The organism is Aromatoleum buckelii, from assembly GCF_012910785.2.
Lineage (GTDB): Bacteria > Pseudomonadota > Gammaproteobacteria > Burkholderiales > Rhodocyclaceae > Aromatoleum > Aromatoleum buckelii.
Genome location: NZ_WTVH02000008.1, coordinates 354,014 through 369,542 on the forward strand (window position 1 = coordinate 354,014; position 15,529 = coordinate 369,542).

Consider the following 15,529-nt stretch of genomic DNA (forward strand, 5'->3'; position numbering starts at 1 on the left):
AACATCGATGCTGATGCAACACAGCCTGCAACAACTGCGCACCCTGCGCCTGGAAGGCATGGCCCGCGCCTTCGAGGAGCAGCTCACCCAGCCCGCCATCACCGCGCTCAGCTTCGAGGAGCGTTTCGCCCAGCTCATCGATCGCGAGATTCTGCTGCGCGACGGCAAACGCATCGAGCGGCTGCTCAAGGCCGCCCGCATCAAAGCCGCTGCCGCGTGCCTGGAGGACGTCGACTACCGCGCCGGGCGCGGCCTCGAGCGCAGCCAGATCGCCGCGCTCGGCACCGGTCAATGGATTCGTCACCACCAGAACTGCCTCATCACGGGCCCCACCGGCAGCGGCAAGACGTGGCTCGCCTGCGCGCTCGCCAACGCGGCGTGCCGGCAGGGCCTCGCGGCCTACTACGTGCGTCTGCCGCGGCTCTTCGAGGAGCTGCGCATCGCGCATGCCGACGGCAGCTTCAGCCGACGCCTCATGCAGCTCGCGCGCATGGATCTCATCGTCATCGACGATTGGGGCCTGGCCGCGCCGTCGGCTCAGGAGCGAAGCGACCTGCTGGAGCTGCTCGACGACCGGGTCGGCACGCGTTCGACCGTGATCACCAGCCAGCTGCCGATCGAGCACTGGCACACCTACTTGGGCGACCCGACCTTCGCCGATGCCATTCTCGATCGCGTCGTGCACGCCGCGCACAAGCTCGCCCTCAAGGGCGAGTCGATGAGAAGAAAGGAAAAGGCATGAGGCCGTGCGCGCGAGACGCCTTACCCACAGGCGCCCGCCCGCCAGCGTATGAGGCGCGCTGGCGGGCGCCTGTGGATAAGCCTGCATCAGCCCTCGAATCGAGCATCATCGTGACCGACGCGGTTAGAATCTGAACACCACGCTTCGCGCGCAGACCCCACCGGTCACGTTCGTCGGTGCAGGCGGTCACGTTCGTCGGAATGCGCAAGTTGGCGGGCGGGCGGTACGAAGTCGACGCGGAAGGAAATATCAGCTTCACGCCCTACAAAAAGCAGCGCGCCAAGGGTGGCGATATGCCGACGCTGGATCTGCATCTGACCTCTTCAACGGTTAAGAGCCTGTTCGGGCTGTGGTTCTATCTTGAACACCAAGCCCAACCTGGCGATGTCCTGATGATCGATGAGCCCGAACTCAACCTCCACCCCACCAACCAGCGTCAGATTGCCCGACTGATCGCACGACTTGTAAACGCAGGCCTACATGTTGTCGCAAGCACGCATAGCGACTATTTCGTGCGCGAGATAAATTCAATGATCATGCTTGGACGCCCCCATCCTGAACATGAGCGTCTGATGAAATTGGGGAGTTTCCTACCTGACGAGGTGCTGACGCCAGGGAAGGTTTGTGCGTATCTCGTCGATCAGCGCGAATTGCGGCCGATGGAGGTCACGTCTGACGAAGGCATTATTGCTATGACCTTTGATACGGAGATTCACTCCCTCAACGAAACCAGCGACGAGATCTATTACGCCTACCGTGACATAGAGATTGCTGGGCAGGGAGAAGGAGCAGGCGAATGAGTTTGGTGCAGACCTTCGAGGAGCTCATTGCGTCAGATTGGAGATTAGAGCGCATGGGGGGTGACTGGTTGGTCGTCGAGCCGGACTCCGAGAACAATCTTCTGCGAGTAGGAGGGGGGCGCTCGTTCGCCTTTTCCCTCGACCATAAGGCGCTCGATTGCTTTCCTTTCATGAAGCCCAACACCCCGCTTGAGGGTGTGCGCTCGACCTGCGACGCCATAATAGTGGCTGATGTTGGAGATCAATGCTTGGTGGTCGCAATAGAGATGAAGACCAGGGAGTCTGACAAGGGCAAGGCGTTGAAGCAGATCGAGTCAGGGCATCATTGGCTGTGTTGGACTCTTAGCCTGCTCCGGATGTACGACCATTGGCGGGGTCACTACCGTTTTTGCAGCATTGTCAGCCTGAAACCGCGGCAACAGGTACGCAAGGGCGGCACGTCCCGGCGCAGCGCGCCAGTCTTGCCCACGGCCCAGACAGGCCGGTCCGGGGAACCGATGTTTGTGCTCAAGAACCATCCAAGATTGAATCTCGTGGACCTGATCGACGCTCTTCCCCCCTCGCCTACAGGTGTTTGCCTGTGAGCGCGACGAGAACACTCATCATCAACTCGCCGTTCGAGGCTCCGACCCACCACTGGCGACGCAGGAGCGACAGCAGCCTCGAACTGATCGACGGCCGCCGTCCGGCCGGCTACGAGATCTTCGACACCCGTAACAACACGATCCGGAGCGTCGAGCTCGAGCTCGTCAACCGCATCCGAGAGCGCGTCGATGCGTGGCGGGCGGCCGGCTACCCGGGGGTGACGTCGGTGACGCGCCAATTGCTCGCGCACTGGCAGGACGAGGAGATCAGCCGGCAGTACGCGTTCTACTTCTGCCAGCTCGAAGCGATTAAGACGTTGATCTGGCACGCCGAGGCACCGACCGACTACAAGCAGGGCATTGCGATCCCAGGCGACGGCGGCGCGTGGGAGCGGATCTGCAACAAGATGGCCACGGGCAGCGGTAAGACCACGGTGATGGCGATGATCATCACTTGGCAGGTGCTCAACGCCCTGACCTATCCGAAGCGCACCAAGGACTTTTCGCGGGCGGTGTTCATCGTTGCGCCGGGTCTGACGGTCAAGGAGCGGCTGCAGGTCCTGCTCCCGGGGCATCCGGAGAACTACTACGACTCCTTCGCGCTGTGTCCGAATGAAGCCCTACGCCAGAAACTGAATCAGGTTGAGATCCTGATCGAGAACTGGCACAGCCTGATGCCGCTGAAGGAGCAGGATCGCTCCGTGGTGAAGAAAGGCGCGGAGAGTGACGAAGCCTATGTACGCCGGGTGCTCGGGAAACTCGCCGGCTACAAGGACATCATCGTCATTAACGACGAGGCCCACCACGCCTACCGCAAGCCCGCCGAGAGCAAGGTCAGCAAGAAGGAGGCGGAGGCGCTCGGCATCGACCTCGAAGAAGCCACGCGCTGGGTCGAGGGTCTGGACCGCATTCACAAGATGCGCCGCATCAGCCGTTGTTTTGACCTGTCGGCGACGCCGTTTGCGCCCACTGGCAAGACCAGCACCGAGGCAGCATTGTTCGACTGGGTGATTTCGGACTTCGGGCTCTACGATGCGATCGAGGCCGGGCTGGTGAAGACGCCGCGCGTGGTGATCCGCGACAACGCGCTGCCGAATGCGCAGACCTACCGCAGCAAGCTCTATCACCTGTACCGCGAGCCTGAGGTAGCAGAGGATCTGAATCACCGGGGGGCCGAGCCGCACGAGGCGCTGCCGCAGATCGTCCAGGAAGCCTATACCCTGCTGGGGGCCGACTGGCGCGAGACTTTGAAAGCTTGGCAGGCGAACAACCACACCTCGCCGCCGGTGATGCTGACGGTGTGCAACCGCACCGAAACCGCGGCGCGGATCGAATACTACTTCCGGTCGGGTGATGCGTACTGGCCTGAACTCCACGCGCCGAGTCGCACCCTGCGCGTCGATTCGAAGGTGCTCGACAAGGCGGAGGTGGGCGAAACCTCCGGCACTGACAAGGCGTATGAGGCGGTGCTGCGCGAGATCGTCGAGGCAGCCAACATCCTGCCGACGCGCAAAGCCGAACTCCTGGCACTGAAGAAAGAGGAACTGCTGCGCGCGATCATCGACAACGTCGGCAAGCGCGGCAGCGCCGGCCAGGAACTGCAGAACGTGATCTCGGTAGCGATGCTCTCCGAGGGCTGGGACGCCAAGAACGTGACCCACATCATGGGACTGCGCGCCTTCACCAGCCAGCTTTTGTGCGAGCAGGTGATCGGCCGCGGCCTGCGGCGGGTGTCTTACGACACCGAGCCGGTAGTGTGCCCGGATGGCAAGGAGCGGATGCTGTTCAAAGCCGAGTACGTCAACGTGTTCGGTGTTCCGCTGTCGGTGTTCGAGGATGTGGGTGCTGGGGGCGATGCGCCACCGCCTCCGCGAAACAGCACGCAGCTCGAGGCGATCCAGGAGCGCGCCGAGCTGGAGATCAGTTGGCCCAACGTGCTGCGGGTCGATGTGGTCGTGCACTCAACCCTGCGCGTCGATTGGTCGAGGATGCCGGCGCTCAAACTCGACCCGGCCAAGATTCACGTCAGCGCCGACATGGCACCCGCCCTGGGCGGCGCGACCGACCTCAGCAAGGCGGTGTCCATCGACCTGGCGAAGCTGCCCGAAGAGTTCCGACTGCAGCGTGTGCTGTTCGTGGCGGCGCGCAAGGCATTTGCGGAGATGCAGCACGGCTTCACCGGCAGCCGGGAATACCTCGTTCAGCAACTGGTGCGACTGGTTGAGGAATTCTTCCAGTCTGACCGGCTCGACATCCCCTCCCTGTTCCATCAGGAGCCGCTACGCAAGCGCATCCTGTTCGCGCTCTCGATCGACACCATCGTCCAGCATGTGGTCGATCATTTCCGGCAGGAAAACGCCGAGCGGCTGGAACCCGTGTTCGATAGCGAGTTTCCGATCGGCTCGACGCGCAACATGCGCACTTGGTACACGACCAAGCCTTGCATCGAGACGACCAAGTCGCAGATCAGTCACGCGGTTGCAGACAGCACTTGGGAAGCCTACACGGTCAATGTGTTCGAGCAGCGGGCCGACGTTGCGGCCTACGCGAAGAACGACCACCTAGGCTTCCAGATCTACTACCTGTGGCGCGGCAGTCGACGGCGCTTCGTGCCCGACTTCCTGATCGAGCTCGCCAACGGCAAGCGACTGGTGCTGGAGATCAAGGGCGAGGATTCGGACCAGAATCGGGTCAAGCGCATGGCGCTCGATGCCTGGGTGCGGGCGGTCAACACGCGAGGCGGGTTCGGAACGTGGTGCTGGGACGTGGTTAAGGCTGAGCCGTCGAAGGTCGATGATGTGCTCGTGCATCACGCTCGGGATGCGGGGGCGTCTGAACCGATTGGGGAAGGGATTCTGGTGGCGGCCGTTTGAGACGGTGTTCGGGACGTTGTTTGTCCGTACCCGCTGCAGTCGATGTTGAGGAGACAGGAGGGAATGAGGAGCGTACAGCGGTATGCATCCATGGCCCGCAAACATTGGACAGAGTGGCTGCCGAACAAGGTCGCTGAATTGAAGGAAGAGGGACAGTGGGAGATCTCCCTGCAGATTGCGGGGAAGCAGGCGTTCGAGATGGTGCTGGAGCTGATGCAGCAAGGCTTCCAGCAGCACGAAGCGGAAGAGGTCGCGCTGAAGGAGTTTGTGCTGCTACCCCCTGAGCCACCCGATGAGAACGATAGGGAGGCGAAGGAGACCGCTGCGCTGGAGGTGACGCATCACCAAGGCCGATGCATGAATCAAACCTGCCAGCGTGGCGAGTCTGTCGGTGCCGGCAGGGAAGTGCAGAGTTCGCGCACTGCACTGTAGAATCCGGCACCGTTCCATTGCGTTCTGCTCCGTTCCGCACTGTTTGTGCCCAATACTGTGCCCATGCGAAGAGATGAAAAGCGTGAATGTCATGCACTAAAAGGCGGCCGGATGATTTGCTCGCTTCTGCATCGGTAGCGACGCTTCCGAACGTGGAAGAGGTCGAAAAGCCTTCTGCAGATCGCCATCTTTTAACTGCCGGAGAGCATCGAGCCCGAGCCCTCCGGCAGCTTTTCATCGCTGTCCCGTCACACGTTCCCATCCGTGGCGCACCGCCAGCTTCATGCGCTCCCAGGTACCGCCGGGGTGGTCTCGGTCCCAGTCGCGTTGTGCGTCCGCCTCGATGTCGGGCCACATCCGTCCGCGATACCGCGCGTCGCTTGCGAGCGTGTAGCCGTAACGGTATGCGGGAGCGTATTCCTCGTACCGCCCGCCTTGCGTGGCATAGCGGGTCTGGAAGTCCTGCCGGTAATCCGGCTCGTATTCTTCGAAAGTGCGCAGCATCGTGCCTGTCGCGCCGGTTTCCCCTCCGTCGCGTTGGGTTTGCACTTCGGTGCGCCGTACCATGTCTTCAATCGTCTCGGTGTGCTCGGTGGCCTCTTTGCCCACTCTGACTTCTTCGACGACGCGAGCCGTCTTGCTGACGACGGCTTTCTCGGCGGTTTCCTGCACCTCGACGGTTTTCTCGGCGAACGCCTTCAGGTCTTCGCCGGTCGCGGGCCGGTCGACCGGGCGACGCTCGATCGTCGCGTGCTCTTCCCGCAGCTGGACGTTTTCGCGGACCGGCGTCTCGACGGTCCGCGAGACCACGCGCACGGTGCCTTTTTTCATCTGCCGCTTGCCGACGTCCAGTTGCTCCTCGACGACCGGCAGCACCGCCTTGCGCTCGTTCGCGATTTCTTCCGCGGTCAGCGGCGGGGAATCGGCGCGATAACCGGTCCAGCCCTGCTGGCGCCAGTATTCAGTGCGCTCGTCGATGTCGATTGCGCCGGCTTCCTCGAGCGCATCGCGCACCAAGTCGGTATCCGCATCATCGGGCAGATCGACAGTAAGCACGGTCGCACCGCGCCGGACCGCCTCCGAATAGGCGCCGACTTCATCCGAGTCGTCGGTGCCGAAGAGATTGCTGAAAAAACGGCCGATGCCGCTGAAGAATCCCTCGTCGCGCTCCTCGGTTGTCGAGTAGGCGGTATCAGCGGCCGTACGATGCAGCGCCGACCGGTCGAACCCCCGGCTCAGAAGGGCTTGTTCGGCAGAAAGGGCAGCGTCTGCAGTATCGAAAACACCCACGACAGTTTGCGTCATGTCTTGCTCCTCGATTGAGTTGAAGAAAGGCCAGCGGTTTCAGCAATCCGCATGCCCTTAGCTGGCGGTTTGCCGGACTGTCGCGACGCCTTTGCGGCGCTTCGCACCGTTCGCGGACTTACACACGCGAAGCGGGAATTACACCGTCCCCGGGGAAAATGAGCGGCGACGGGTGGAGAATTGGTGGAACCGGCGATCGCTCGCCCGGAGAATCGGCGGGACCGGCGATTGCTCGTCTTTTGGAACGTGCATACGGATCCCCTTGCGCTTTTCCAGACCATGCCTCCGTCAAAAAAACCCCGCCCCTCCGAGCAGAGCGCTCATTCGCCCTCGGGCAACGAAGAGAACGAGTCGACGCGGGTGATTCCGGTCGTCGAGGAAGAGGTTTCGATCGAACGGGTCACCGAGAACACCGGCGACAGCGTGCGAGTGCGCGTCGCGCTGCACGAGGAAACTCAGTACGTCCCGGTAACCGACGTCATCGAGGAACTGAGCGTCGAACGCGTCCCGGTAAACCGCTTCGTCGACCAACGGGCGGAGCCGCGTGAAGAAGGCGGCGTCCTGATCGTTCCGGTGTACGAGACGGTGGCGGTGGTCGAGCACCGCCTCCTGCTCAAGGAAGAAGTGCGCATCGTTCGACACCGCCGCGAGATAGAACGGAAGGAGGAAGTCGTTCTGCGCAAGGAGACAGCGATCGTCGAGCGTCGCGGGGCCGACGAGGAGGAATGGAAGCCAACCCCTCCAGCCGAACCTTAGCCAATAGGTGGGGAGATAGGGGGCTGTTAGAATTCGCCCTTTCGTTCCCGCTGTTCTGACTCGTTCTGCATGGTTTTCCAAAAGCGTGGCCATTCTGATCGGAAAGGCGATAAGCGGTGCGGCGCAAGGCACGCTGCCGATCCGGTCGCTTCTTTAGCGACGTGATCGGCGTGCGGGGTGGGTGCCGAGCGGCCGATCGATTCGGCATCGCAGCCGTGGCTCTGCGACGTGCTGTTTCACGTGAAACAGGCGTGCACTGATGGGCGAGGCCGAAACCGTCCTGTTCTTCCTCGGGCTTGCCGCCTTTCTTGCCGGCTTCGTCGATGCGGTGGTCGGCGGCGGCGGGTTGGTCCAGATCCCGGCGCTGTTCACGGCTTTTCCCGCGAGTCTCCCCGCGACGCTGTTCGGCACCAACAAGCTCGCGAGCATCGTCGGCACGAGCAGTGCGGCGATACAGTACGCGCGGCGGGTGGCGATTCCGTGGCGGGTCGCGCTGCCGGCGGCGGCCGCCGCGCTCGCCGGAGCGTGGTTCGGAGCGCGTGCCGTCGCGCACCTGTCGCCGGCGCTTCTCAAGCCGGTGATCCTGCTGCTGCTGATACTGGTCGCAATCTACACGTTCATGCGAAAGGACTTCGGCACGGCAGATGCAACGGCCGAGCCGCAGCATGCGACCGCGCTGGCGCTGCTGGTCGGTGCGAGCGTCGGGTTCTACGACGGTTTCTTCGGGCCGGGGACCGGAAGCTTCCTGATTTTCCTGTTTGTCCGTTTCCTGGCGATGGATTTTCTGCGCGCGTCAGTGACGGCCAAGATCGTGAATGTCGCGACGAACCTCGCGGCGATCGCGTTTTTCACTTCGCACGTCGCGATTTTGTGGCAGGCCGCCGGTGTGATGGCCTGCTCGAACCTCGTCGGCGCGCTCGTCGGTTCGCGGCTCGCGCTGCGTCACGGCGCGGGATTCGTGCGGAAAATGTTTCTCGGCGTCGTGACGGCGCTGATCGGGAAGATGCTTTTCGACCTCATCAGGGGGTGATGTCACGTGAAGGTTTCACGTGGAACACGCACCTGCGCTTCGACGTTCGGCTCGAATGACGGGTTTGCCATTGCCGGAGCATATTGCTCGGCCGGATGCGATCGAGACCGAAGGACTGCCATCATTCGAAGACGCCCCGATAAACGCCTTGCCGGACGCGGAATTATCGCGCTGCAGTATTACAATGGCGCCACGCACTGCATCAACAGACGTTGCCAAATTACCTGTGCACTTCGCCTCGCGTAGCCTGCGGGGCAGGGTGCCATTCAGCAAAGCTCCGATTCCCGTGACCATTTCCTCCCGACCGGCCAAAGGCCGCCCCGTGCTTCCGAACGACGGTCTCGGCTATGCGCTGCTGCAGGCGGCGTCTCTCGTCGAAGCGGTCCTCGGAGGCGCCAATTTGACCGAGGCTTACGAGCGGCTGCTGCGCGCCAATCCCGGGTGGGCGGATGCGACGCGCGGTGCGGTTCGCGATCTGGCGTGGGGAACGCTGCGCGACTACGGGCGCGGCGACGTCGTCCTGCGCCACCTGCTGCACAAACCTTTGCCGGTCGCGCTGCATGCACTGTTGCTGGTTGCGCTGCACCGCCTCGAGCACCGTCCGGATCAGGCGCACACGGTCGTGGACCAAGCGGTCGATGCGGCTGCAGTTCTCGCGCTGGGGCTCAAAGGCGTCGTCAACGGCGTGCTGCGCAAGCGGCTGCGCGACGAGCACGAGCTGGCGGCGCTCGTCGAGGCGGACGAGGCGGCGCGCTATCGCCATCCGGCGTGGTGGGTGGCGCAGGTGCGTGCTGCGTGGCCCGATGACTGGGAGGCCGCGCTCGAAGCGGGGAACCAACGGCCTCCGATGGCGCTGCGCGTCAATCGCACCCGAGCGGGTGTCGAGGCAGTCGAAGCGGAACTGCGCGACGCAGGAATCGGCTGCCGACGGCTCGCGAACGATGCGCTCGTGCTCGACAAGCCGGTGCCGGTCGCGAGCCTGCCAGGCTTCGTGACCGGGCGCGTTTCGGTGCAGGATGCGGGGGCGCAGTGGGCAGCGCGGTGGCTGGATCTCGCGCCGGGCCAGCGGGTGCTCGACGCGTGCGCGGCGCCGGGCGGCAAGGCTGCGCATATCCTCGAGACGATGCCGGTCGAGCTCGTCGCGCTGGAGCTCGATCCGAAACGCGTCCAGCGCATCCACGACAATCTCGAGCGGCTCGGCCTGCACGCGCAGGTGCTGAGGGCCGATTGCCGCGCCCTCGACGCGTGGTGGGATGGCCGGCCGTTCGACCGCATCCTTGCCGATGTTCCTTGTTCGGCGTCGGGGGTCGCGCGCCGGCATCCGGACATCAAGTGGCTGCGGCGACGCGAGGACGTACGCCGTTTCGCCGCGCAGCAAGCCGACATCGTCGACGCGCTGTGGCCGACGCTGGCGCCCGGCGGCAGGATGCTTTACGTCACCTGCTCCGTTTTCAACGAAGAAAATGCAGCCCAGGTCGCGCGGCTGAGTGGCCGTCATCCCGATCTCGAGCGGCTCGAGATCGACGGCAGGCTCGAGCGTCAGTTGCTGCCTGCTACGGACCATGACGGTTTTTTCTACGCGCTCCTTGGCAAGCGTCGCTAAGCTGCTGCGGGCCGCGCTGCTCGCGCTGGTCCTGGGCTTGCTGTCGCTGCCGGCCGTCGCGGAAGGGGATATCGGCTACGCCGAGATCGTCGCGAGCGAAGAGGGCTACGTCGTCAACGCCGACATCGACCTCGACCTGAACCAGCGGCTGGCCGATGCGGTGACCCATGGCGTGTCGCTGTATTTCACTGCCGAATTCATCGTCGAGCAGCCGCGCTGGTACTGGTTCGACGACACTGTCGTCGAACGCTCGCTGAACTTCCGCCTTTCGTACCACGCGATCACGCGCAGCTTCCGCCTGTCGGTCGGCAACTTCCACCAGAGTTTCGACACGCTCGATTCAGCGGTGCGGACGATGCTGCGGATCCGCAACTGGCAGATCATCCCCGTCGACGAGCTCGATACGGGCGAATCGTATCGGGCCGCGTTGCGCTTTTTCCTCGACACCAGCCTGCTGCCGAAGCCGTTCCAGGTCACCGCGCTCGGCAGCCGGGACTGGAATCTCGGGACCGACTGGATGCGGTGGACGTTCCTCGCCGGCGCCCCACGATGAAACGGGTCCTGCTGATCGTCGTGGCGGCGGTCGCCGGCATCTCGCTGTTTTTACTGGCGTCGGCGAGTTCGAACACCGATCTGTTCGCCAAGAGCTATCCGTATCTGCTCGCGATCAACGGCGCGGTCGCCGTCGCCCTCGGCGGACTGGTCGGTTTCCAGCTGCGTGCGCTGTGGCGCGAGTACCGCGATCGCCAGTTCGGCTCGCGGATCAAGTACCGGCTGATGCTGATGTTCGCCCTGATGGCGCTGGTCCCCGGCATCATCGTCTATGCGGTATCGCTGCAGTTCGTCGTCCGCAGCATCGAGTCGTGGTTCGACGTGCGCGTCGATTCCGCGCTCGAAGGGGGCATCGCGCTCGGGCAGAACGCGCTCGACTACCTGGCGTCGCAGGTCGGCGACAAGGCCCAGGACATGGCGCTGGAGCTCGAAGGGGCGACGCCCGTTTCACCGACCTTGCTGAATCGCCTGCGCGAACGCGCCGGCGTCAGCAGCGCTTCGGTGATCGGCTCCAATGGCCAGGTGCTGGTGACCGTGTCCGGCGAATTCGGCGGCTTCCTGCCTGATCTCCCGACCGTCACGCAGCTGCGCCAGGCGCGCCAGACGCAGCGTTATCACATCGTCGATACCCGTCCCGGCGACGGGCTGAGGATCCGCGTCGTGGTGCCGATCCCGTCGCGCATCCTCAGTGCGGAGGCGCAGTATCTGCAACTGAGCCAGCCGGTCCCGGAAACGTTTGCGCGCCACGCCGAAGCGGTCCAGGAAGCGTATCGCGAATACCAGCAGCTCACGCTCGGCCGCACCGGACTGAACCGCATCTACACGCTGACGCTGACGCTGACGCTGCTGCTCGCGCTGCTTGCCGCGGTCGCGGTCGCGTTCATCCTGTCACGCCGCCTCGTCGCGCCGCTGCTGATCCTCGCCGAAGGCACGCAGGCCGTGGCGCAGGGCGACTTCAGCCCGCGCCAGGCGCTGCCGGCGCACGACGAGCTCGGCGTGCTGACGCAGTCGTTCAATCGCATGACGCGCCAGCTCGTCGAGGCGCGCGATTCCGCCGATCGCAACCGCGCGGCAGTCGAGTCGGCGCGCGCCTATCTCGAAAGCGTGCTCGCGAACCTGTCGACCGGCGTGCTCGCGTTCGCCGGAGACGGCACATTGCGCGCCGCGAACGCCGGGGCAATGGCGATCCTCGAGGATGAACTGAGCGGTTTTGAGGAGGTGCCGCTGGCGCAGTGGCCGCGCCACCAGAGCTTCCGCGACGCGCTGCTGAAAGGTTTCGACGAGCATGATGGCGACTGGCACGAGCAGGTGGAGTTCCCCGGCGCCGACGGCAGCACGCAGACGCTGTTGATCCACGGCGCGCGGCTGCCGACCGCTTCCGGGGGCGGCCTCGTCGTCGTCTTCGACGACATTTCCCGGCTGGTCGCTGCGCAACGGACTGCCGCCTGGGCGGAAGTCGCGCGCCGGCTCGCGCATGAAATCAAGAATCCGCTGACGCCGATCCAGCTGTCGGCCGAACGCCTTGCCTACAAGCTCGCCGACCGAATCGATGCGGAAGGGCGGGAGATCCTCGAGCGGGCGACGCGCACGATCATCAACCAGGTCGAGTCGATGAAGAATCTCGTCAATGGGTTCCGTGATTATGCGAGACTGCCGGGCCCGGTCATCGGCAGCGTCGACCTCAATGCGCTGATCGCTGAGATCCTCAACCTGTACGAGAGCTCGCCGGTGCAGGTGCGCGCCGAACTCGAGCGCGGCCTGCCTGCCGTGGCGGGCGACGCGACGCAGTTGCGGCAGGTCATCCACAATCTGCTCCAGAATGCCGAGGATGCGCTGGCCGAACAGGACGACGGCGTCGTGACGCTCGTCACGCACGGGGAAGGGGACCACGCCGGACTGCTGATACGGGACAACGGGCCAGGCTTCCCGGCGACCGTGCTGGCCCACGCGTTCGAGCCGTACTTCACGACAAAGAGCCGCGGGACGGGCCTCGGCCTCGCGATGGTGAAGAAGATCATCGACGAACATGGTGGAGAAATCCGCCTGATGAATAGAGACTCCGGGGGCGCCGAAGTCCGCATCCGCTTGCGGCTCGCACCCCCGACCAGCGACAAGTGACCCATGGCGAACATACTCATAGTTGACGACGAAGTCGGCATCCGCGAGCTGCTCTTCGAAATACTCAGCGACGAAGGGCACGACATCGTGCTCGCGGAGAACGCTGCCGCGGCCCGCACCGCGCGCAACGCCGCGCGCCCAGACCTCGTGCTGCTCGACATCTGGATGCCCGACACCGACGGAATCACGCTGCTGAAGGAGTGGTCCGCCAACGGGCAGCTGACGATGCCGGTGGTGATGATGTCCGGCCACGGCACGATCGACACCGCGGTCGAGGCGACGCGCATCGGCGCGATCGACTACCTCGAAAAACCGATCGGCCTGCAAAAGCTGCTCGCCGCGGTGAAGCGCGGGCTGCAGCGCCCGGCCGCACCGGGCGCGCCGTCGCCGCTGACGCTCGCCGCGTTTACCCGTTCGGTGCCGCTGCGCGAGCTGCAGCGGCTGATCCAGCAGGTCGCGGTGACCTCCCGCGTGCTGCTGTTGCGTATCGGCGCCGGCAGTCTCGCGGAGCTCGCGGGGCGCAGCTTCCAGGCGAAAGGGGCGCCGTGGCTGGATCTGTCCTCGGTGTCGCCGCCGCTCGACGTCAACCAGCTGCAGGCCTGCCAAGGCGGCGTCCTGTTCGTGCCCGAACTGTCGCGGCTGGCGCGTACGCAGCAGAAGAACCTGGCGTTCGCGCTCGAGCGCCTCGAGCGCTACGACCTGCGCCTCGTCGTCGCGACCGACCACACGCTCGACGCGCTGGTCCGCGAAGGGTGGGAGGAGTCGCTCGTCGCGCGACTGTTCGAAGTCAGCCTCGCGCCGCCGTCGATCGCCGATGTGCGTGACGACCTGCCCGAACTCGCGGCGCAGCTGCTGCTGCATCTGGTCGAAGCGGGCGAGGTGCCGCGCCGGCAGTTTTCGACCGGTGCGCTGAACACGTTACGCGCGCAGCCCTGGAGCGGCGGATACAACGAATTGCGCGCCGCGGTGAAGTCGCTCGCGCTCGGCACGCTCGACGAGGAGATCGGCATCGCCGACGTGCGGCGGCTGCTGATCCCGTCCACCGAAGGTCACGTCGGCGTGTCCCTCGACCAGCCGCTGCGCGAGGCGCGCGAAGCGTTCGAACGACTGTACTTCGAGCATCATCTGCGCCTCGAAGGCAGCAACATGACGCGGCTGGCAGAGAAAAGCGGGCTCGAACGCACCCATCTGTACCGCAAGCTCAAACAGCTCGGCCTGCAGGCCGGACGCCGGAGCGAGGAAAATTGAACCCGACCGGCGGGGTGAAATGCGGCTTCCCTGCCGCTGACGGGCGCGTAGCCGCAAGGCGCAGCAGGAGATCCGGACGGTGAAGATCATCATCCTCGGCGCCGGACAGGTGGGTGCCTCGGTCGCGGAAAATCTCGTTTCCGAGGCCAACGACATCACGCTCGTCGATACCAACGCCGAGCATCTCGAAATCCTGCGCGACCGCCTGGAACTGCGCACCGTGCTCGGCAACGGAGCCTCGCCTCAAGTGCTGCGCGACGCCGGTGCCGATGACGCGGACCTGCTGATCGCGGTGACCCAGTCGGACCAGACGAACCTCTGTGCGTGCCGCGTCGCGAAGACCGTGTTCAACCTGCCGACGCGCATTGCCCGACTGCGCTCCACCGATTTCGTCGAGCATCCGGAGCTGCTCAACAGCGACAACTTCGCGGTCGATTTCTCGATCTGCCCGGAGCAGATCGTCACCGACTACATCAAGCGCCTGATCGCGTTCCCGGAGGCGCTGCAGGTGCTGGAATTCGCCGACGGCGTGCTCAGCCTGATCTGCGTCACCGCGTTCGAAGGCGGGCCGCTGGTGGGCCATCCGCTGAAGGCGCTGCGCTATCACATGCCGAATGTCGAAGTGCGGATCGCCGCGATCTACCGCCTTGGCGAACCGCTGATTCCCGAAGGCGATACGACGATCCTGCCCGGCGACGAAGTGTTCTGCCTCGCTGCGACAGTGCATATCCGGCAGGTCATGCGCGAGATGCGCCGCTCGGACCGGGTGACGCGGCGCGTCATGATCGCCGGCGGCGGCAACATCGGCCTGCGGCTCGCGCGTTCGATCGAGGGGGACTACAACGTCAAGGTGATCGAAGTCGACAAGCACCGCGCCGAGGCGATCGCGACGCAGCTGAGGCGGGCGCTGGTGCTGCGCGGCGACACCACCGACGAGAAACTGCTCGAGAACGAAGGCATCGACGAGATCGACCTGTTCCTCGCACTGACCAACGACGACGAAGACAACATCATGTCGACGTCGCTCGCGAAGCGGATGGGCGCGCGCCGCACGCTGGCGCTGATCAACCGCCGCAGCTATGCCGACTTGGTGCAGGGCGGGCCGATCGACATCGCGATCTCGCCGGCACAGACTTCGATCGGCTCGCTGCTCGCGCACGTGCGGCGCGGCGACGTGGTCGCCGTGCACAGCCTGCGTCGCGGCGCGGCCGAAGCGCTGGAAATCATCGCGCACGGCAACGCGAAGGACTCGAACGTCGTCGGCCGCGCGATCGAGGACATCGCGCTGCCGAAGGGCGCGACGATCGGCGCGATCGTGCGAGAGGAACTGCGTCCCGACGGCAAGGTGATGCGGCGCGGGGTCGTCATTCCGCACCACGACACGGTGATCGCAAGCGGCGACCACGTGATCGTTTTCTGCACGCACAAGAAGCTCGTGCGCCAGGTCGAGAAGCTTTTCCAGGTCGGCTTCACGTTCCTGTAGAAA

At 64.5% G+C, this 15,529-nt stretch carries 12 protein-coding genes; 11 read left to right on the plus strand and 1 reads right to left on the minus strand.

The genetic code is table 11. From position 1 onward, the window contains the following. Positions 1-7 precede the first annotated feature (7 nt). The 4 genes from istB (at position 8) to GO608_RS03550 (ending at position 5,431) form a co-directional block, all read left to right on the plus strand. Entirely contained in the window at positions 8-742 is a 735-nt protein-coding gene (gene istB / locus GO608_RS03535) for an IS21-like element ISAzo4 family helper ATPase IstB (protein WP_169200633.1), read from the plus strand. Between the two features lie 200 nt (positions 743-942). Further along, positions 943-1,542, plus strand: a complete 600-nt coding sequence (locus tag GO608_RS03540) for an AAA family ATPase (protein WP_169198335.1) — start codon at positions 943-945, stop codon at positions 1,540-1,542. 367 nt (positions 1,543-1,909) lie between these two features. Then, the gene (locus GO608_RS03545) at positions 1,910-4,999 is read left to right on the plus strand and encodes a BPTD_3080 family restriction endonuclease (RefSeq protein WP_247002829.1); all 3,090 of its coding nucleotides are present in this window, start codon (positions 1,910-1,912) and stop codon (positions 4,997-4,999) included. Between the two features lie 90 nt (positions 5,000-5,089). After that, positions 5,090-5,431 (plus strand): hypothetical protein, encoded by a 342-nt coding sequence (locus GO608_RS03550; RefSeq protein WP_169198336.1) that lies wholly within the window; start codon positions 5,090-5,092, stop codon positions 5,429-5,431. A gap of 234 nt (positions 5,432-5,665) precedes the next feature. Here GO608_RS03550 and GO608_RS03555 read toward each other — a convergent pair whose 3' ends face one another. After that, entirely contained in the window at positions 5,666-6,736 is a 1,071-nt protein-coding gene (locus GO608_RS03555; protein WP_169198337.1) for a YsnF/AvaK domain-containing protein, read from the minus strand. A 279-nt stretch (positions 6,737-7,015) separates the two neighbouring features. On the opposite strand from GO608_RS03555, the gene GO608_RS03560 reads away from it, so the two are divergent. The 7 genes from GO608_RS03560 (at position 7,016) to trkA (ending at position 15,526) form a co-directional block, all read left to right on the plus strand. Further along, the gene (locus GO608_RS03560) at positions 7,016-7,492 is read left to right on the plus strand and encodes a DUF2382 domain-containing protein (RefSeq protein WP_247002831.1); all 477 of its coding nucleotides are present in this window, start codon (positions 7,016-7,018) and stop codon (positions 7,490-7,492) included. A gap of 259 nt (positions 7,493-7,751) precedes the next feature. Continuing rightward, positions 7,752-8,522, plus strand: a complete 771-nt coding sequence (locus tag GO608_RS03565; RefSeq protein WP_169198339.1) for a sulfite exporter TauE/SafE family protein — start codon at positions 7,752-7,754, stop codon at positions 8,520-8,522. Positions 8,523-8,844: 322 nt separating this feature from the next. Further along, positions 8,845-10,125 (plus strand): 16S rRNA (cytosine(967)-C(5))-methyltransferase RsmB, encoded by a 1,281-nt coding sequence (gene rsmB / locus GO608_RS03570; RefSeq protein ID WP_169198340.1) that lies wholly within the window; start codon positions 8,845-8,847, stop codon positions 10,123-10,125. After that, positions 10,085-10,678, plus strand: a complete 594-nt coding sequence (locus GO608_RS03575) for a DUF4390 domain-containing protein (protein WP_169198341.1) — start codon at positions 10,085-10,087, stop codon at positions 10,676-10,678. The genes rsmB and GO608_RS03575 overlap by 41 nt, the downstream gene beginning before the upstream one ends. Further along, positions 10,675-12,795, plus strand: a complete 2,121-nt coding sequence (locus GO608_RS03580) for a sensor histidine kinase (protein WP_169198342.1) — start codon at positions 10,675-10,677, stop codon at positions 12,793-12,795. The genes GO608_RS03575 and GO608_RS03580 overlap by 4 nt, the downstream gene beginning before the upstream one ends. A 3-nt stretch (positions 12,796-12,798) precedes the next feature. Next, positions 12,799-14,043, plus strand: coding sequence for a sigma-54-dependent transcriptional regulator (locus GO608_RS03585; RefSeq protein WP_169198343.1), 1,245 nt, complete (start codon positions 12,799-12,801; stop codon positions 14,041-14,043). Between the two features lie 79 nt (positions 14,044-14,122). Further along, the gene (gene trkA, locus GO608_RS03590) at positions 14,123-15,526 is read left to right on the plus strand and encodes a Trk system potassium transporter TrkA (protein WP_169198344.1); all 1,404 of its coding nucleotides are present in this window, start codon (positions 14,123-14,125) and stop codon (positions 15,524-15,526) included. The last annotated feature ends 3 nt before the right edge of the window (positions 15,527-15,529 follow it).

What these genes read in the sequence shown, in the direction of transcription:
- istB (WP_169200633.1), top strand. Translation starts at nt 8, where the DNA reads ATGCTGATGCAACACAGCCTGCAACAACTGCGCACCCTGCGCCTGGAA.
- GO608_RS03550 (WP_169198336.1), top strand. Translation starts at nt 5,090, where the DNA reads ATGGCCCGCAAACATTGGACAGAGTGGCTGCCGAACAAGGTCGCTGAA.
- GO608_RS03565 (WP_169198339.1), top strand. Translation starts at nt 7,752, where the DNA reads ATGGGCGAGGCCGAAACCGTCCTGTTCTTCCTCGGGCTTGCCGCCTTT.
- GO608_RS03575 (WP_169198341.1), top strand. Translation starts at nt 10,085, where the DNA reads ATGACGGTTTTTTCTACGCGCTCCTTGGCAAGCGTCGCTAAGCTGCTG.
- GO608_RS03540 (WP_169198335.1), top strand. Translation starts at nt 943, where the DNA reads ATGCGCAAGTTGGCGGGCGGGCGGTACGAAGTCGACGCGGAAGGAAAT.
- GO608_RS03555 (WP_169198337.1), bottom strand. Translation starts at nt 6,736, where the DNA reads ATGACGCAAACTGTCGTGGGTGTTTTCGATACTGCAGACGCTGCCCTT.
- GO608_RS03580 (WP_169198342.1), top strand. Translation starts at nt 10,675, where the DNA reads ATGAAACGGGTCCTGCTGATCGTCGTGGCGGCGGTCGCCGGCATCTCG.
- GO608_RS03585 (WP_169198343.1), top strand. Translation starts at nt 12,799, where the DNA reads ATGGCGAACATACTCATAGTTGACGACGAAGTCGGCATCCGCGAGCTG.
- GO608_RS03560 (WP_247002831.1), top strand. Translation starts at nt 7,016, where the DNA reads ATGCCTCCGTCAAAAAAACCCCGCCCCTCCGAGCAGAGCGCTCATTCG.